Source organism: Acinetobacter sp. ANC 4636 (assembly GCF_054454555.1).
On record NZ_JBTKVD010000005.1, the window covers coordinates 233624 to 252001 of the forward strand.

General features: G+C 42.5%; 19 protein-coding genes. 8 read left to right on the forward strand and 11 right to left on the reverse strand.

Going from position 1 to position 18378, the window contains the following annotated elements:
* Window positions 1-13: 13 nt before the first annotated feature.
* Together murJ and ampD are read right to left on the reverse strand one after the other, a co-directional pair.
* On the reverse strand, window positions 14-1561 hold the full coding sequence (gene murJ, locus ACX1N5_RS07780) for a murein biosynthesis integral membrane protein MurJ (protein WP_458801045.1): 1548 nt from the start codon (window positions 1559-1561) through the stop codon (window positions 14-16).
* 70 nt (window positions 1562-1631) lie between these two features.
* Window positions 1632-2207 carry a 1,6-anhydro-N-acetylmuramyl-L-alanine amidase AmpD gene (gene ampD / locus ACX1N5_RS07785; RefSeq protein WP_458801043.1) on the reverse strand — a complete coding sequence of 192 codons (576 nt, stop codon included), beginning with the start codon at window positions 2205-2207 and terminating at the stop codon, window positions 1632-1634.
* Window positions 2208-2363: 156 nt separating this feature from the next.
* Here ampD and ACX1N5_RS07790 point away from each other — a divergent pair, with 156 nt between their 5' ends.
* Window positions 2364-2741, forward strand: a complete 378-nt coding sequence (locus ACX1N5_RS07790) for a diacylglycerol kinase (protein WP_131381853.1) — start codon at window positions 2364-2366, stop codon at window positions 2739-2741.
* A 40-nt stretch (window positions 2742-2781) separates the two neighbouring features.
* Here the strand turns inward: ACX1N5_RS07790 and rph are convergent, their stop codons facing one another.
* Window positions 2782-3498, reverse strand: a complete 717-nt coding sequence (gene rph / locus ACX1N5_RS07795) for a ribonuclease PH (protein WP_004750254.1) — start codon at window positions 3496-3498, stop codon at window positions 2782-2784.
* 471 nt (window positions 3499-3969) lie between these two features.
* Between rph and ACX1N5_RS07800 the strand changes: the two genes are divergently transcribed.
* Window positions 3970-4566 (forward strand): TetR family transcriptional regulator, encoded by a 597-nt coding sequence (locus tag ACX1N5_RS07800; protein WP_458801041.1) that lies wholly within the window; start codon window positions 3970-3972, stop codon window positions 4564-4566.
* 52 nt (window positions 4567-4618) lie between these two features.
* Here ACX1N5_RS07800 and ACX1N5_RS07805 read toward each other — a convergent pair whose 3' ends face one another.
* The gene (locus ACX1N5_RS07805) at window positions 4619-5236 is read right to left on the reverse strand and encodes a thiol:disulfide interchange protein DsbA/DsbL (RefSeq protein WP_458801039.1); all 618 of its coding nucleotides are present in this window, start codon (window positions 5234-5236) and stop codon (window positions 4619-4621) included.
* Between the two features lie 183 nt (window positions 5237-5419).
* On the opposite strand from ACX1N5_RS07805, the gene ubiG reads away from it, so the two are divergent.
* The 4 genes from ubiG to ACX1N5_RS07825 all read left to right on the forward strand — a co-directional run bounded on the left by ubiG (window position 5420) and on the right by ACX1N5_RS07825 (window position 8221).
* Window positions 5420-6133, forward strand: coding sequence for a bifunctional 2-polyprenyl-6-hydroxyphenol methylase/3-demethylubiquinol 3-O-methyltransferase UbiG (gene ubiG / locus ACX1N5_RS07810; protein WP_458801037.1), 714 nt, complete (start codon window positions 5420-5422; stop codon window positions 6131-6133).
* Window positions 6134-6136: 3 nt separating this feature from the next.
* The gene (locus tag ACX1N5_RS07815) at window positions 6137-6808 is read left to right on the forward strand and encodes an HAD family hydrolase (protein ID WP_458801035.1); all 672 of its coding nucleotides are present in this window, start codon (window positions 6137-6139) and stop codon (window positions 6806-6808) included.
* 32 nt (window positions 6809-6840) lie between these two features.
* A complete protein-coding gene (locus ACX1N5_RS07820; RefSeq protein ID WP_116727837.1) occupies window positions 6841-7587 on the forward strand; it encodes a YciK family oxidoreductase in 747 nt (248 codons plus the stop codon).
* Between the two features lie 250 nt (window positions 7588-7837).
* Window positions 7838-8221 carry an RcnB family protein gene (locus tag ACX1N5_RS07825; RefSeq protein ID WP_458801033.1) on the forward strand — a complete coding sequence of 128 codons (384 nt, stop codon included), beginning with the start codon at window positions 7838-7840 and terminating at the stop codon, window positions 8219-8221.
* Window positions 8222-8247: 26 nt separating this feature from the next.
* Here ACX1N5_RS07825 and ACX1N5_RS07830 read toward each other — a convergent pair whose 3' ends face one another.
* From ACX1N5_RS07830 to ribF, 4 genes are all read right to left on the reverse strand, one after another.
* Entirely contained in the window at window positions 8248-8730 is a 483-nt protein-coding gene (locus ACX1N5_RS07830) for an FKBP-type peptidyl-prolyl cis-trans isomerase (RefSeq protein ID WP_116727835.1), read from the reverse strand.
* Window position 8731: 1 nt separating this feature from the next.
* The gene (gene lspA, locus ACX1N5_RS07835) at window positions 8732-9256 is read right to left on the reverse strand and encodes a signal peptidase II (protein WP_131381859.1); all 525 of its coding nucleotides are present in this window, start codon (window positions 9254-9256) and stop codon (window positions 8732-8734) included.
* On the reverse strand, window positions 9249-12083 hold the full coding sequence (gene ileS, locus ACX1N5_RS07840; RefSeq protein ID WP_458801031.1) for an isoleucine--tRNA ligase: 2835 nt from the start codon (window positions 12081-12083) through the stop codon (window positions 9249-9251). Before ileS ends, lspA begins: the two co-directional genes overlap by 8 nt.
* Before the next feature lie 67 nt (window positions 12084-12150).
* Window positions 12151-13152, reverse strand: coding sequence for a bifunctional riboflavin kinase/FAD synthetase (gene ribF / locus ACX1N5_RS07845; protein ID WP_458801029.1), 1002 nt, complete (start codon window positions 13150-13152; stop codon window positions 12151-12153).
* Between the two features lie 218 nt (window positions 13153-13370).
* Here ribF and ACX1N5_RS07850 point away from each other — a divergent pair, with 218 nt between their 5' ends.
* A complete protein-coding gene (locus tag ACX1N5_RS07850) occupies window positions 13371-13943 on the forward strand; it encodes a 5'-methylthioadenosine/S-adenosylhomocysteine nucleosidase family protein (protein WP_131381861.1) in 573 nt (190 codons plus the stop codon).
* A 16-nt stretch (window positions 13944-13959) separates the two neighbouring features.
* Here ACX1N5_RS07850 and ACX1N5_RS07855 read toward each other — a convergent pair whose 3' ends face one another.
* From ACX1N5_RS07855 to ACX1N5_RS07865, 3 genes are all read right to left on the reverse strand, one after another.
* Window positions 13960-14586, reverse strand: coding sequence for a TetR/AcrR family transcriptional regulator (locus ACX1N5_RS07855; protein ID WP_131381862.1), 627 nt, complete (start codon window positions 14584-14586; stop codon window positions 13960-13962).
* 128 nt (window positions 14587-14714) lie between these two features.
* Window positions 14715-16073: an amino-acid N-acetyltransferase gene (gene argA, locus ACX1N5_RS07860; RefSeq protein WP_131381863.1), complete on the reverse strand. Its 1359-nt coding sequence runs from the start codon at window positions 16071-16073 to the stop codon at window positions 14715-14717.
* Window positions 16074-16400: 327 nt separating this feature from the next.
* Window positions 16401-17345 (reverse strand): DMT family transporter, encoded by a 945-nt coding sequence (locus ACX1N5_RS07865; protein WP_131381864.1) that lies wholly within the window; start codon window positions 17343-17345, stop codon window positions 16401-16403.
* A gap of 107 nt (window positions 17346-17452) precedes the next feature.
* Here ACX1N5_RS07865 and ACX1N5_RS07870 point away from each other — a divergent pair, with 107 nt between their 5' ends.
* Window positions 17453-18346: a LysR substrate-binding domain-containing protein gene (locus ACX1N5_RS07870; protein WP_458801026.1), complete on the forward strand. Its 894-nt coding sequence runs from the start codon at window positions 17453-17455 to the stop codon at window positions 18344-18346.
* Window positions 18347-18378 lie beyond the last annotated feature (32 nt).

Sequence of the window (18378 nt, forward strand, 5' to 3'; positions counted from 1 at the left end):
CGGTTTTTTATGTTTAATGCTCTGGACGCAGGTGCCCTAGACGAAAGCCTGAAAGAAGCAAACCGATAGCATATGCAGCCGCACCAACCACACACAGTGCTGTCAGCTCTACAATTTTCATCCATGTAGACAAATGCCCATCGTACAGATGCAAACCATACGCCAGTACGCCAGCCATACATAAATTGGCAAAGCCGTATTGGGCAAAAATCTTTTTCCAGTGTGCACCAAAGCGGTAAATATTGCGTTTGTGCAAGTAGTAATACAGCATTCCCGCGTTGACAAATGCCGAACCTGAAGATGCAATTCCGAGAGCCATATGCTCAGCATGCCAGTGAATCGATTTAAAGAAGCTAATCAGAATCACGTTTAAAATCGCATTGGCAGCGACCGCCATTAAGCCCACACGCACTGGCGTTTTGGTATCTTGCTGGGCATAAAAACCAGGAGCAAACACTTTAATCAGCATAAATGCCAACACCCCGCCACTCATACACTGCAATGCCAGTGAAGTCATATGAGTGTCTTCTGCGGTAAACTCACCGCGCTGAAACAAGGTCTGGATAATCGGCGTTGACAACATAAACAGGGCCACACTGGCAGGCACACCCACCATGATGATGACCCGTGCCGCCCAGTCAATCATGCCACGAAAGCGCTCAAGATCTTGCTCTGCATGCCGTGCCGACAATGATGGTAAAATCACCGTACCAATCGCCACACCAATTAAACCCAGTGGTAACTCGGTCATACGTTCGGCGCTATACAACCATGACACCGAACCACTTTGCATGAACGATGCCCAAATGGTATTCAGCAACAAATTGATTTGGGTGACAGATACCCCAAACAGTGCAGGCAGCATCAGCTTGAGAATACGCTCCACCCCTTCATGTTTAAAATCAATGCGCGGTGGAATCAGCAGTTTCTTGCGCCATAACTCAGGAATCTGGATGGTGAGCTGGATAACACCCGCTGCCAGCACCGCCCAACCCAATGACATAATTGGGGTTTGCAAATACGGCGTCAGCCACCATGCCCCTGCGATCATCACCAGATTCAGCAGCACTGGAGAAAACGCTGGGCTAAAAAATGCCCCGTAACTGTTCAGGATACTGCTGGCAAATGCCGTCAGTGACATAAACATCAGATACGGAATAGTCAAACGGAACATTTCAACCGCTTGGGCAAACTTGTCGGGATCATTATGAAAACCTGGCGCATAGATATACACGATGGCAGGCGCGATAATCATGGCGAGCAAGGTAATGGATGACATCACCACCAACAGGCAGCCAAACACCCGACTAATCAGGATTTGCACTTCTGCATGTAAACGTCCGGTTTTGTACTCAGTCAAAATCGGAATAAAGGCTTGAGAAAATGCACCTTCGGCAAACAGTCGCCTGAAAAAATTGGGAATGCGAAATGCAACTACAAAGACGTCGAATTCTTTGCCTGCACCAAACACGTTCAGCAACACCATGTCACGCACCAGTCCCAACACACGGGACAGCATGGTCATTGCACTCACGATAAAGGTCGACCGCCAAAGCGCCATCGCTTACACCTAAGTCAAATTGGAAGTGGCTATTTTAAAGAAAAGCCTGAACAATTTCGTTATTAATTCTTCAATTTATGTGATTTTCTTTATGTAACAATTCACGAAAATCTGCCCAGTGGAAATGCATGCCTGGATCGGTTTTACGCTGCGGTGCAATATCGGAATGCCCCGCAATATGCTGCTGAATCTGCGGATAGGCCTTCTGCAAGGCTGACGCAACCTGTGCAAGCACCTGATATTGTACAGATTCAAATGGCAGATCATCACTGCCTTCCAGCTCGATACCAATCGAATAATCATTACATTCAGGCACACCCAAATAGCTCGAACGCCCAGCATGCCATGCCCGATCCTGAAAATTGACAAATTGCAGGACTTCACCTGTTCTTAGAATTAAAAGATGTGCTGAAACCTGCATGCCTTTAATCGTTTGAAAATACGGATGTGCATTCCAGTCCAGTTGATTTTGGAAAAATTGCTGAATGTAGCCTCCTCCAAATTGCGAAGGCGGCAAACTGATATTATGAATCACCACTAGCCGAATCTGCGTTTGAGCAGGACGTTGATTAAAGTTTGGAGAAGGTAACTGCTGCGCACCGCATAAAGTACCCTCCACCACTTTAAATTTTGTCTGGTTTTGCATCTTCATTTCCGCATTAAATCACATTCAAGCATTTTAACTGAGCCAGACTCGAAGAGCGTAATCTAACAGTCCAAATACTATTAGCACGGCGTTATTTTTTACTTTTTACCAGAGGTTGATTAACATACCCCATAGTTTCTTTATTTGTAGACTATCATGGATCCATACTCACCGTTGAAAGGCAAAACGGGAATCAAACGTATTCTGAATGCGACGAGTTACTCAATCGCTGGATTTAAATCCGCCTTTCGCTACGAAGCCGCCTTTCGCCAGATTGTCTTACTGAATATTGTCTTACTTCCAATCAATTTATGGCTCAGTTTGTCAAAATTAGAGCATCTGATTTTGATTTTAGTCGGTTTACTGGCGCTGATTGTTGAATTATTCAATTCTGCAATTGAAGCGGTGGTCGATCGCATTTCACTAGAACGCCATCCTTTAGCAAAAAATGCCAAGGATATGGGCAGCGCTGCACAATTTGTGACACTGAGTATGATTGCAATTGCATGGGCAAGTATTCTGCTTTTAAAATAAAAAAAGACTCCATACGGAGTCTTTTTTTTGAGCGATTGACTTACCAGCCTAAAGCTTGTTGCTGTTTTTTGATCAGCTCTTGAATACCTTGCTCAGCCAGTTCTAACATGGCATTACATTGGGTACGGGTAAATGGCTTATCTTCTGCTGTACCCTGAATTTCAATAAACTCACCCGCCTGTGTCATCACCACATTGAGGTCTGTTTGGCAGTTTGAATCTTCTTCATAGCAAAGGTCAAGTAGCACTTCATCTTGGTACATACCCACAGAAATTGCTGCGACCAAACCTTTGAGTGGGTCATGCTTAATTTTCTTTTGCTCAAGCAAAACATTCATGGCATCGACCAGTGCAACCGCAGCACCTGTAATTGCAGCAGTACGTGTACCACCATCAGCCTGAATCACATCACAGTCGATGGTAATGGTATTTTCACCGAGTTTTTTCAGATCAATCATGGCACGCAGACTACGTCCAATCAGACGCTGAATTTCCTGAGTACGACCTGTTTGCTTACCACGTGACGCTTCACGGTCAGAACGGGTATGGGTCGAACGGGGTAACATACCGTATTCTGCTGTCACCCAGCCTTGACCTTGACCTTTTAAAAAGCGCGGCACACTGTTATCGATACTTGCGGTACAAAGGACTTTGGTATGACCAAACTCAACGAGAACCGAGCCTTCAGCATAGCGCGTGTAGTTACGTGTAATTTTCACATCACGCAATTGGTTTAATGCCCGTTGGTCAATACGCATAATTTTTCCTTCAGTGTTCAGCCAAAAATTTCACGGGCAAGTATAGCAGAATCCTTGCCAAATTTTAGAAAATGATCTGTTTGACACATCAGGTTCATCTATTGATAAAAATACAACATTTTGAATTTAATTATTTTTTATGCAAAAGAATATTCTTTTTTTAATGATGTAAATATTGTTTTCTACACCAACCTCGCCGAACCCTCAATTTCTCATTAAAAACATGAACAACATTGCCCACACATGATCATGATTTGTATCGTGAAACTGATGAAGCGACTTGTGTAGGTACGACCTATGTTTTTTAATCAAGTTGATTTCATTCAACCCCAACCTATTATATTAACTATATAACCATATGATTTATATTTAATATTTTTAAAATACAGTAAAAACTCACATTTTCTTCACTCGAGAAACGCTATACTTATTGCACAATATATAGAAAAAAATTTTAAGGATGGACTTGCTATGTCAGTACGTGCAGAACGTAAATTGCAGAGTCAGCAAGCGATTCTGGAACAAGTATTAAAGCTGAACTATGCAGGTCAGTGTTTTAACAGCATTAGTTTACGACAACTGGCACAAGCCGTCGGCATGGTGCCCAGTGCTTTTTATCGTTATTTTCCGAACAAGGAGCAATTGGCAATTGAACTGGTGGATCAAACCTCTTTAATTATCAAAAGCCACCTGACCCAGTTCTTGGAGCATATACAACATAAAAACAGTGAAATACTCGAAACACATTTATCGTTATTTTGCGATCAGGCCCAGCAAAAAGCTGCTCACTGGCATTTTTTTATTGTGGAACGTTGGGGAGGTGGAAGCTTTCTTCGAGAAAAAATTCGTCAGGAAGTGATATTTTTAATTGATGATCTGGCACAGCTTCTCAATAAAAAATATGCAGGACAATGGCTTGATAACCAGCAACCACTAGCATTTGCAGAGCTTTGCATTGAACTGCATTTTGCATGGATTATCAAATGGCTGCATAGTCATGAAACCCAGCAAAAAGATCACTTATTGCAGTGTTTCATACAACAACTTCAGTATATTCACTTTCCTTAAGCCCATAAAAAAGCGTATGTCACCATACGCTTTTAACCAAACACCTAACGAGTTATTTGCTATGGCGCTCTTTGTTAATCAAGTAGCTTACCACTTCAGGTACTTTACCATCTTCACCTCGAACCAGATATTTACCGTTCACCACAACCGCAGGTACACCTGTTAGCTGATACTGAGCAGCGAGCTGATTCGACTGGGCAACTTTGGCAGTGACTGCAAAAGAGCTATAGGCTTCATTGAATTTTGCTGCTGGCACACCATATTTGGTAAAAAATTGTGCCGCTGAAGCCTGATCAAAAATTTGCTGGTTTTTCAAATGAATGGCATCAAACAAAGCCAAATGGGTACGTTTACGCACGCCCAATTGTTCAGATGCATAGTAAGTACGCGCACCTGACTCCCAAACTGGGTTCATGGCTGCAGGAGAACGGACAAAATTCACATCTTTAGGTAATTTTTTCAACCATGACTGCATATATGGTTCTAATTTAAAGCAGTGTGGACAACCGTACCAAAAAAATTCACGAACTTCGATTTTCCCTGGAACATCAACCTTACCAGGATTTTGTAAAACCGTATAATCTTTACCCGCAACAAAATCTGCCGCCATCGCGTTGGCTGAAAATGCCATAACTGTTGCAGCTAAGCCATTGATAATGAATTTTTTCATTGATTGATGTTTCCTTATATAAGATTTTGACTAGCTTAGCTGTTAACTATAAAACATCTATGCAAAAAACGTTTTGTTTCTGTCAACTTTTTTACAGCTTTTATCGCTTTTTTCCCAAGACGCGCTACACTAGCAACGAAAACAAATCTTTTAAAAATGAAGCACTGTACTGAGGTGAAGGTCATGTCACAGCTGAATGTTGATCCACAAGAAATTGCAAAATTCGAAGCTCTCGCGGCCAAATGGTGGGACCAGCATTCCGAATTCAAGCCCTTGCATCAGATCAACCCACTACGCTTAAACTGGATTGATGAATTGTCTGGCGGCTTACGTGGCAAAAAAGTTTTAGATGTCGGTTGCGGTGGCGGTATTTTGGCAGAAAGCATGGCACGTCGTGGGGCAGCAGAAGTACTTGGTATTGACATGGGTGAAGCACCACTGGCGGTGGCACGTTTACATGCCGAACAAGAACAGGTCACCAATATCCAATATCGTCAAATTCCTGTTGAACAACTGGCTGAAGAACAGGCAGGTCAATACGATATCGTGACTTGTATGGAAATGCTGGAGCATGTGCCCGACCCTGCTTCGATTATTCAGGCTTGCCAAAAGCTGGTGAAGCCAAACGGTCACGTATTTTTCTCGACCATTAACCGCAATCCAAAATCATATCTGTTTGCCATTATTGGGGCGGAATACCTGCTACGGATGCTGCCAAAAGGTACGCATGACTATCATAAATTTATTCGCCCATCTGAATTAGCCACGGACATTGAAGCAGCAGGTTTGAAACTGAAACAAATGACTGGCTTACATTACAATCCACTCACCAAACATTATTGGCTCGCACCCAATGTTGATGTGAACTATATGGTGTATACACAAAATCTGGTTTAAGCAATGAAAGCAGTCTTATTTGATTTAGATGGTACGCTGATTGATACAGCAGCCGACTTTATCCGCATCATTCAAAGCATGTGTCGTGAACAGCAACGCCCAGTCGTGGATGCTGACAGCATTCGCAGTCAGGTGTCTGAAGGCGCACGTGCCATGGTGAAACTGGTCTATCCAGAGTTGGCTATTGATGATGCAACCTTCTTGGCACATCGCCAAGACTTTCTGGAGCGTTATGGTCAACAGATTGTGGTGGATACCAATCTGTTTGAAGGCATGTATCCATTGCTTGAAATGCTGGAACAACACCAGATTCCTTGGGGTATTGTCACCAACAAACCGCGCAATCTGAGCGAGTCTTTATTAGAAGCGCTAAATTTACAACAACGTTGCTCGGTTTTGGTCTGCCCTGATGATGTCACGCATGCCAAACCACACCCAGAACCGATGTTTTTAGCTGCCAAACAGCTTGAGATCGACCCGCAGCAGATTATTTATGTGGGTGATCATCCGCGTGATATCGAGGCAGGTCGCAATGCAGAAATGTATACAATTCTTGCCGCTTATGGTTATCTACCTGTACAGCAGCGTGATAACTTACAGGCATGGCAAGCCGACTGCATTATTGAAAATGTGTCTCAACTTCAGCAAGTATTGCAGCAACATTTAAAAATTTAATAAACAAATCAATGACAAATGGAGGTTTCATAATGAAATATTCAGAATATCAACCTCGAACTGACTTATTAAAAGACAAAATTATTTTAATTACAGGTGCGGGTGAAGGTATTGGGCGTGCAGCAGCCATTAGTTATGCCTTACATGGTGCAACAGTAGTGCTGCATGGACGCACGCTGAACAAACTTGAAGTGATTTATGATGAAATTGAAAGCTTAGGTGCACCACAACCCGCGATTCTCCCCTTACAGCTCTCCACTGCATCTAGCCGTGAATACGAACACTTGGTCGATACCTTAGAACACCAGTTTGGCCGTCTCGATGGCATTTTGCATAATGCTGGCATTTTAGGCGAACGTGTGGCTCTAGCAGATTATCCAGTCGATGTCTGGGATGAAGTCATGGCGGTTAATTTGCGTGCACCGTTTATTTTGACGCAAACACTGTTACCTCTCTTACAAAAATCAGAAAATGCTTCTGTGGTATTTGCCTCCTCGGGTGTGGGACGTGAAGCACGTGCCATGTGGGGCGCTTATTCGATTTCAAAAGTTGCCGTTGAAGCCATGAACAAGATTTTTGCCAGTGAAAATAGCTTTGCCAACATTCGCTACAACTGCATTAATCCTGGGGCAACTCGTACTGCGATGCGTGCCAAAGCTTTCCCACAGGAAGATCCGCTTAGCTTGCCAACACCAGAAAGCCTGATGCCTGCTTATTTATACCTGATGGGTGAAGACAGTATCGGCATGAATGGTCAAAGTATTAACGCACAAGACTGATTTTATAGAACGATAAAATCATTATTTTAACATTGCGCATCTTATACCCTCACCTCAAACTTCAGCATCTTTAAATTAAGATGCTGTTTTTTAGATCATAATGATCTTAAAATTTGCATAAGAATCTTGAATATAGCCAATATTCCAATGTTTTTAAAAAAATCATGTCATGATCTTCACAGTTTCTCTGCATTTTTTTTATACAGTAGTCAAGCCAGCTAGGCATACGTAATACATTCGAGGAAGCAAAATGAAACAAAGTTTAACAGCGATGGCACTATGCTTGACTGTTTGGCTAAGTATCCCCATTGCTTTTGCAGGCCCACCGCATGGTGGAAATTCGGGTCATGGTGGCGGAGGCTTTTTTGATTCTGCAAATGAGTACCGTGATGCTGTTTCATTGCAAGATTTACAAGAACGTCGTCGCCAACGTGAAGAGCGTGGTTTTGAGCGTTTAAAACAACTCAAGTGGCAAACAGGCTATACCATGCCACAGCACTACCGTAGCGACCGTTACAAAGTCGATTATAATTATTATCAGCTACCTAGACCTAAGCATGGGCAGCAGTGGTATAAAGTCAATAATGACTACTTGCTCATTGATGATGACAATACCATTATTCAGGTACATTAAAAAAAGCTCCCGAAGGAGCTTTTTTCTTACATGATTTTAATGCCTTGCTGTCCTGCTGGCGTCACCTTAAAAATCTCGACTTCAAAGGTAATATTCTTGCCAGCCAAAGGATGGTTAAAATCGATTTCAGTAATATCATCATTCACCGATTTCACCACACCAAACAAGCTTGATTTGGCTTTGTCTTCAAATTCAATCATGTGTCCAACCACTGGACGCTGTTCAAATTTGACTGTATCGAAACGCTGAATATTTTCAGGGTTCCAAGGGCCAAACGCATCTTCAGGTGGTAAATGCACGGTACGGCGATCGCCTGCACGTAAACCAAAGAGTGCCTTTTCAAAACCAGGTAACAAGTTACCATCACCAATCACCAGACTGACAGGCTCTTCTCGGTTACGGGTATTGTCAATTTCCACACCATTTTCAATCGCAACTGAAAAATGCAAATCAACTTTTGAACCTTCGCTGACGCGGGTCTCTTCATTGGGATTAATAATTTCAACCATCTTAGTTTTTTACATCCGCTTTACGCTGCTTTTCCAAAAAGAACGTGTCGATTAACAGCAAAATCGTTCCCAAGGTAATCGCACTATCGGCAACATTAAACGCTGGGAAGTTGTGATTTTGATAATAGACATGAATAAAATCAACAACATAACCCAAAGTTACCCGATCAATCAAATTACCTAGCGCACCACCTAAAATTAAGGCAATTGCTGCAGGTAAAACCTTCATATATTTCGGCATACGCATCAGCCAAAATACAAAAATCAAAGACACGAGCCCAGCCAGTCCCATAAACAAATAACGCTGCCAGCCGCCTGCATCAGACAAGAAGCTAAAGGCTGCGCCATAGTTATGTAGCAATGTCCAGTTTAAAAAGGGCATCACAGGAACAGGTTGCGCATACATCAAAGCGGTACTGGCAATGTGTTTGGTCCATTGATCCAGCCCGATGGCTAGGGCAGACAGCCCCAACCACAGGATGTTATACGCATCAAATACTAAACCCTTGTTTTGAGGATTAGGCATACTTTCTCTCTTCGCCAGAACCGGCAACATTCACAATACAACGAGAACATAAACCAGGATGCGCTGCATGTGTGTTGACATCTGGTAAGACATGCCAGCAACGCGCACACTTCTCACCTTCAGCAGCAGACACCTGAACACGTAATCCGTCTAGCTCAGTTGCTTCGCCTTGTTCTGCAAAAGCATGAACTGCCACTTGTGAAGTAATCAACACAAAACGAAGTTCATCACCCAGTTTGTTGAGTACCGCAGCAAGTTCAGGTTGCGCCCAAAGCTCAACTTTCGCCGACAAATTACTGCCGATGAGTTTAGCGTTACGTGCCACTTCAATCTGTTTATTTACTGCTGATTTGACTTGAATCAATGTTTGCCAATCCGCTTCTGACAACAGGTTAGCTGTCACGGTTGGAATGCTGTACCACTCAGTCGTAAACACATACTGTTCAGATTGCTCTGGAATCAGTGGCCATGCTTCTTGTGCCGTAAAGCTCAAGATTGGGCTCATCCAGCGAACAAAAGCTTGTACCAGATGATACAACGCAGTTTGTGCAGAATGACGCGCTTGTGAATTTGCATTGGTGGTGTATTGACGATCTTTAATGATGTCGAGGTAGAAACCACCCAAGTCATTGATACAGAAGTTGGTCAAGGCACTGCACACCACGTGGAAATTCATTTCGTCATAAGCTTGGGTAATGACTTTTTGAACTTCATTGGCACGTTGCAAGATGTATTGATCCAGTGCGATCAATTGCTCAACAGGCAGTAAATCAGTGCTAGGTTTGAAACCGTTCAGGTTCGCAAGCAAGAAACGTAAAGTGTTACGAATACGGCGATAGCTGTCGCTGACACGGCTAAAGATTTCTTTAGATGCTGCAATTTCATAGCGGTAATCGCTTGATGCCACATATAAACGTAGACCGTCAGCACCTAACTGCTTGATGATTTCTTCCAGTGGAATGTAGTTGCCTAAAGATTTAGACAATTTACGCCCTTTCTCATCCACCGTGAAACCATGTGTCAATAACGCTTTGTACGGTGCACGGTTGTGGATTGCCATAGACGTCAACAATGAAGACTGGAACCAGCCACGATGTTGGTCTGAACCTTCTAGGTACAAGTCGGCAGGGCTTTGTAGCTCATCACGTTGCTCAAGTACCGCATAGTGCGTTGTACCAGAGTCAAACCAGACGTCTAACGTGTCACGTACAGGATTATATTGTTCCGCATCATCACCCAAGAAGTCTTGAGCGCCACGGTCAAACCATGCATCAATGCCTTCTTGTTCAATCAGCTTCGCCACATCTTCAATCAGTTCAGGCGTACGTGGGTGCAATTCATTGGTATCTTTATGCACAAAGAACGGGATTGGCACACCCCATGTCCGTTGACGTGAAATACACCAGTCTGGGCGACCATCAATCATCGATTGAATACGGTTTTGCCCCCAGTTTGGTACAAATTGAATGTCTTTTTCAATTGCATTCAATGCACCGTCACGTAGACCTTTGGCATCCATGCTGATAAACCATTGTGGTGTTGCACGGAAAATGATTGGGGTTTTGTGACGCCAGCAGTGTGGGTAGCTGTGCTTAATTGGATTGTGTGCCCAAAGACGACCTGTTTCACCTAAAGCTGCAATAATTTTTGGATTGGCTTTATAAATGTGCTCGCCTGCAAAAATCGGGGCAGTTGGCAAATACACACCATTACCACCTACAGGATTGTCCACTTTCAGGTTATAGATCAGACCAACCTTATAGTCGTCGACACCATGCCCTGGTGCGGTATGAACTGCACCTGTACCGCTATCGGCAGTGACGTGTTCACCCAAAATTACAGGCACTTGGCGCTCTGCAATCAGTGGGTGTTGCAGCTGTAGATTTTCCAGTTTTGCACCAACGAAATCAGCCAAAACTACAGGATTTTCTAACTTGTAACGCTCACATGCAGACTCAACCAAGCCTTTTGCCAAGACAAGGTTTTGCGTACCACGATCAGTCTGTACTTGAACCAATTGATATTCAATTTCAGCATGCAAAGCAACTGCTTGGTTAGCAGGCAATGTCCACGGGGTGGTTGTCCAGATCACAAAATCGGTTGGATCTTTGACTTCAACGCCTAAACGCGCTGACAAATCGGCAAGATCAACCACAGAGAAACCAACGTCAATTGCATCGGATTTTTTGTCTTCATATTCAACTTCCGCTTCTGCCAACGCTGAACCACAGTCCAGACACCAGTTGACTGGTTTTAAACCAGGCTGAATGTGACCATTTTTCTGGATTGCCCCCAAAGCACGCACAATATCGGCTTCTTGCTTGAAGTTCATGGTCAAATACGGATTGTCCCAATCACCCAAAATACCCAGACGTTTGAAGTCATTGCGCTGGATATCGATTTGCTCTAAGGCATATTCGCGACAGTGTTTACGGAAAGTTGCAGCATCAACTTTTTCACCGACTTTACCGACTTTTTCTTCGACTTTAAGCTCGATTGGCAAACCGTGACAGTCCCAACCTGGCACATACGGTGCATCAAAACCATCTAAAGTGCGACTTTTAACAATAATATCTTTGAGAACTTTGTTGACCACGTGCCCAAGGTGAATCTGACCATTGGCATACGGAGGGCCATCGTGAAGCACATATTTTTTCTTGCCAATACGCGAAGCACGAATCTGCTGATAAATGTTGTCAGCGTACCACTCTTCTAACCATTTTTGTTCACGTACTGCCAAATTTGCTTTCATTGCAAATTCAGTACCTGGCAGATTCAATGTGGCTTTATAATCCACTGCATTTTCAGGTGTTTGCTTATCGCTCATGCAAGTTGCTTCCAGTTCTGTCTGCGCTAACGCCGACACGTTGTACCATCAAGATTAAAACTAAAATTTAAAAAGGAAATTGGTTGTGTTGCTCACGAAACGCGCGTAATTGTACAACATCATCCTGAATTCCGGCTTTGAGTGCTTCTAAAGAAGGATAATTCCGTTCACCATGCAAAAAGTGTAAGAATGTCACTCGCATTAATAAACCATACAGATTAGCAGAAACCTCAGGAAAATGTACTTCTAAACGCCATTGCGGATGTTCCTGACGAATCGCAGGACGCGTCCCGACATGTCCAGCACCAAACAGCGCTGTCGGCTGATAACCTTGTACTCCAAGCTGCTCAGGCGAGTCTTGGCGGACTTTGGCATCGAGTGCTGTGGTTTCACAGACCACATCGACTGCATAAATCCCGTTAATACATGGACGATGACGGTTTAAACGCACATTAATCGTCGGGAAATCAATGGTGCGTCCAATCTGGTCACCATATTGTACCCGCCCCGTAATGCTATAAGGTCGACCCAGCAGACGTGCAGCCAATGCCAAATCTCCCTTTTGCAAGGTTTCACGAATACGGGTTGAACTAACCCGCTCACCATCAAGTTCTACAGTATGTAGATTGGTGACGCTAAACCCATACTGACGTAAAAACTCGGCATTGCCCTGACGGTTTTTGCCAAAATGAAAATCATCACCTAACACCAAATGCTGGGCATTGAGTTGTTGTTTTAAAAGTTCTGAAAATTGCTCGGCACTCAAGCTACGAAAGTGATTGTCAAATTTGGCAATCACTACATAATCCACGCCCAGTTCGCTTAAATATTCGACTTTTTCGCGCAATGAAGTAATCCGCGGTGGAGCCTGATAACCTTTAAAAAACTCCAAAGGTTGTGGCTCAAAAATCATCACTGCGGTCTGCAGTTGCTCGGCTTGAGCAATCTCTTTCAACTGAGCAATCATGGACTGATGCCCAAGGTGCACACCGTCAAAGTTGCCGATGGTGACGGCAGTCTTTGGCAAATCTAAATCGGCTGTCATTACATTCAAACGAAGTAGCTTCATGGCACTTTTAAAAATTGATGATTTCAAAGCCAACTATTGTGCCATATTCTGATCAATTCGTCTTGTGGTTGTTTTTATCAAATTTTAATGATTAAAAACATATATTTATCTATAAAAAATTATGTTTATTTCGAACAAACAAACTTACCCTATCTCTTACAGATCAGCACAATTTGGTTATACTAAACACGCAGCCTTAACTCCGAAGAGAAGATCGATTGAACACTTTACATGACCATGCCCTGATTATGGCTCTCCCAAGCGAATCGCAAGGTTATTTTGAACAGCATGGCATTCCAGTACACTATAGCGGTATTGGTAAGATCAATGCGGCATTTAAAGCTTATGACGTGATTCAGCGCACAGGTTGTAAAACCTTGATCAACTTTGGTACAGCCGGTAGCTCAAGCTTTCCACGCCATGCACTGGTCGAAGTTCAACAATTTGTTCAACGCGATATGGATGTTTCTCCACTTGGCTTTCCTATCGGTACCACGCCAATGGATGATGATCATCCAGCAGAAATTGAACTTGATCGTTATTTTCTTGAGCTGCCACATGCAGTCTGCGGCACAGGCGACTCCTTTGAAACAGGTTTACCTAAAGTGCACTGTCAGGTGGTCGACATGGAAGGTTATGCACTGGCAAAAGTCTGTAAAAAGTTAGGCGTGCGCCTGATTTCAGTCAAATATATTACCGATGGTGCAGACGATACTGCACATCTCGACTGGCAGGACAATCTAAAAGTGGGTGCAGAAAAACTCTTGCAGCTCTATCAAAAACACTTTTAGATTTGATGCATCAGCATCATTCTTCTTGCGCTGGTGAAGTCAGGCTACCGTGTAATAGCATTGCTACGGTATGCTGAATTGCACGCTGGTGAAAGCTGCGATTACGTAAGGTTTTACCGAGAATGGCAGCAAATTGTGCATCAAAATCGGCATAACTTTGGGTAATTGACCATAAATTCAAAACAAATAACTCAGGGTCTATGTGTGCCGCCATTTTACCTTCGGTCTGCCATTGCTGTAGCACTTTGAGTTTACGTTTGACATGTTTTTTAATTGAACCTTTCAGCACCGTCTGAATATATGGCGCGCCCTGAATAATTTCCAGAGCAAACAGTTTCGATGCTTTTGGATTAGTTCTTGAAAACTCAATTTTCTGGGTAATATATTGCGTTAAAATTTCCTCTGGAGCCAAGCCCGACTCAAACAATTGCAGTGGCTCAATCCATTTTTGAAGAACAGACATCAACACTTCGACGTACAGCGCCTCTTTATTTTCATAATAATAGAAAATATTCGACTTATGCATCTGTGCCAGCTGAGCAATTTCATCCAGACTTGCCCCATTAAAACCGTACACAGAAAATACATCTAAGGCAGCACTTAAAAGTTGATTACGTTTTTGCGTACTTTTCTTTAGTTCCATTGCCAACACAACAATTTCAGAGAAATGATTTTGATTGTAGAGCAATTTTGTGAATTTGTGCACTCATCTTGTCAGGAAAAGTGCTATTCCATAAAAATAAAATGGGATTTAAAAACTGCATCGAAATTTCAGATTATCTTTTTAAATACCAAGGAATTACGCTGATAGTTATATAGTGCTTGTCGAGCATTTGGTAAATCATCCACTGTGGCATGACTAAAGCCATGTTCCAGAAACCAATGCGCTGTGCGTGTGGTTAAAACAAAGAGCTGACGAATATTTAATGTACGGGCTTTTTCTTCAAGAAAATGTAAAATCTGACTACCACGATTTGACTTACGATAACTTGGGTGTACCGCCACGCAAGCAATTTCTGCTGATGCTATTTCATCTGCTGTCGTTGGAATCGGATATAGAGCCGCACAAGCCAAAATCGTTCCATCACGCTCAATCACTGCAAACTGATTAATCTCGGTTTCTAAACGTTCACGCGAACGGTAGACTAAAATCCCCTGTTCTTCGAGTGGGCGCAGTAAGTTAATTAAACCACCAACATCCTGAATATTTGCCATACGTACTTCTTCATAATGCGCATCAGTCACCATTGTTCCTATCCCATCACGGGTAAATAGTTCCTGAATTAATGCACCATCATGCGCATAAGGCAAAACATGTACCCGCTGCACGCCATTCAATGCTGCATCTTTTGCCCCTTGTAAATACAGCGCCATTTGACTTTGAGCTTGCTGATATTGGGTAATATATTGATCGAGTTGATGTGGCACAATTTCGCGTTGTAACTGCCCTTGCGAGTTTAACACCCCATTCTGATTACCCAAGAAAATCAACTTTTCAGCTTTGAGCGCAATCGCAGTTTTGGTTGCCACTTCTTCTGCCAGTAAATTAAATACTTCACCCGTGGTTGAATAGCCCACTGGGCCTAACAGAACAATATTATGCCGCTCTAACAGACGGGTCATCGCATCTACATCGACACTACGCACCTCTCCTGTCAGTTGAAAGTCGATACCATCGCGAATGCCATATGGTTTTGCAGTCACCAAATTTCCAGATACCACATCAATCCGTGCACCAAACATCGGAGAATTTGCTAATCCCATCGATAGCAACGCTTCTATTTGCATACGCGCCGCCCCCACCGCCTGCATCACACAAGGCAATGCTTCACGAGTAGTAATCCGACGCACATCATGAAATGGCGTTTGCAAATGCTGAATTTGTAGTTGGGCATTAATTTGCGGGCGAGCACCATACACCAGTACCAGACGAATGCCTAACGAATGTAGTAATGCAATATCATGAATAATATATTGAAAATTCTCATGCTGGATGGCTTCACCATCAAACATCACCACAAAGGTTTTATTACGATGTGCATTAATATACGGAGCGGAATGACGAAACCAATGCAAATAATCCTGCGTATTTTGATGAACAATCGCAGTAGAATCTTGTATTTTTTGCATAGTGGTCTCAAAGGTATGGCATATCTCCAATATTCTAAACAAAAAACTGCGAAGAAACAGTGCTTGCAGCAGCTACATTTTGATGTGTTCATTAAATCGAATATTTGATTATTACAACTTTGTCAGCGATTGCTTACATGAGTTACAGCTACCAGCGGCTATGGTACATCCCTGTTCTTGATTAAGATAAAACCATACAGAAACAGGACGTTTCTTAATTAAAAGAATAAAAAATCTAGGTATGGAAACCTTATGATACGACAAGGAGTTGTATCCTCGGTGAAGAATCAAAAAAAGCCTCAACAGGATGTTGAGGCTTTTTTTGATTTATACCTGAGCTTTTTGCAATATTTGTACGCGCATATATAAGCGGATCACCCAAAATACACCACCTAAAATACAACCGATTGCAATCGTTTCTAATAAACTGGGCAATCGTCCTGCAAAAATATAAGAATAGCTACACGCAAACAATGTCTCAAACACCATCAGTTGACCACCCAAACTGATTGGCAAACGTCTGGTTGAAGCACTCCATAAAGCGTTCGCTACCCATGAACCTGCAATTGCCAAAAATAAACTCACAGCACCAAATGTCAGCCACTGCTGGGTCGTTTGCTGTAAAAACCAAGCTTTGGGCATAACAACAATTGTTAAAATTGCAGCAGGTAACGCGATTAGCCCTGTCATAATCCCCATTAAACTTGACCATTCATGACTATTGAATGCACTTTCTTTTAAATAACGCGCATTATGAATTGCAAACCATGACCAACTTCCTACTGCTGCAACCACACAAAACATGCCAAAAATTCGCTGCGCAGTACTCGAATGTACCCCTGAAAATACATCAGGAATAAAATTAACCAGAATTAAGCCCAGTGCTACCATACAAAGTGGCAGCTTTAACTGTGAAAATGGCAAACTCGACTGCTCACCTCTTCCTAAAAAAGCAATCGATACAGGCATTAATCCATTAATTAACGACGTCATGGTAATTCCAGCAAACTGTACCGCAGTACCAATACAAGCAAAATACAAAATATTACCTGCAATCGAGAGCTGAATTAACTTATAAATATCTGCTTTACCAAGTTTTTTTATCAGTTTTTTTAAACTAGGCAACGCCAAAGCGAAAGAAATTAGCCCATACAGAACAAAGCGCACACTACTAATCAGTATCGGATTAAATCCAGGAATAAACCATGGGGCAACAATCGTTCCCCCCCATAAAGCACAGGCTAAAATCGCAAAAATAATGCCTTGTCGCATACTGATTTTTCCTAAAAATAAAACAGCAGCATAAACAGATCTCAGCAAAATAACTAAAGATCATTTAGAATTTACCCATTCCTCAAAGGAATAGCAGAGGTTTTAAAATGAGTCGCTATATCAAAAAATTACCACCGCTTGAAACCCTGATTGCATTTGAATCAGTAGGAAGACATGGCAGCTTTACCCAAGCAGCAACCGAGCTTTATCTGACACAAAGTGCGGTCAGCAAGCAGATTCGGCAACTTGAAGATGCCTTAAAAATTCAGCTATTTGAACGTAAACCACGTGGTGTCGTACTAACACCTGCGGGGGAAGAACTACATCAGACCACACAACAGATCTTTGAAAAATTACAGCATAAAATCATAAAGTTACAGAAAACCCATCAACCAAACTGCGTCACTATTCTTGCAACACACGCACTTACTCAATTTTGGTTATTTCCCAAATTGGTTGAATTTCATAAAGCTTATCCAAATATTACGGTACATGTCGATGCAATTAATACGATGGATGAATCCAGTTTCACCCATTACGATCTCGGCATTTTATATGGTGCAGGACATTGGTCATCACTACATAGTCAGTGCTTGATTCCTGAAGTTATCTACCCTGTGGCTCATCCTGATATCGATATTTCTCAGATTCATAGCTTACAGGACTTAGCTACAGTTCCTTTAGTTCAAATTAATGCCAGCGCATGGGACTGCTTAGATTGGAAAGACTGGTTTCAACACTTTAATATGCCCTACCAAATTGCTCTGGGAAGCCCAACTTTCAACCAACTTACCCTGGCTTTTCATGCAGTACAACAAGGTATGGGGATAGGACTAGCATGGAGCTTTATGGCAGATGAACTAGTACATACAGGGAAATTACAGCAAGTCACAGAATTTAAATGTAATACAGGCAATGGAGAATTTTTAGTGTATGAAAAACATCGTAAATTAAGTGAAGCAGCCCAAATCTTCCACGATTGGCTTATTAAATCAATTTAGACCTATTCACCATCACCATTTATCAAATTTTA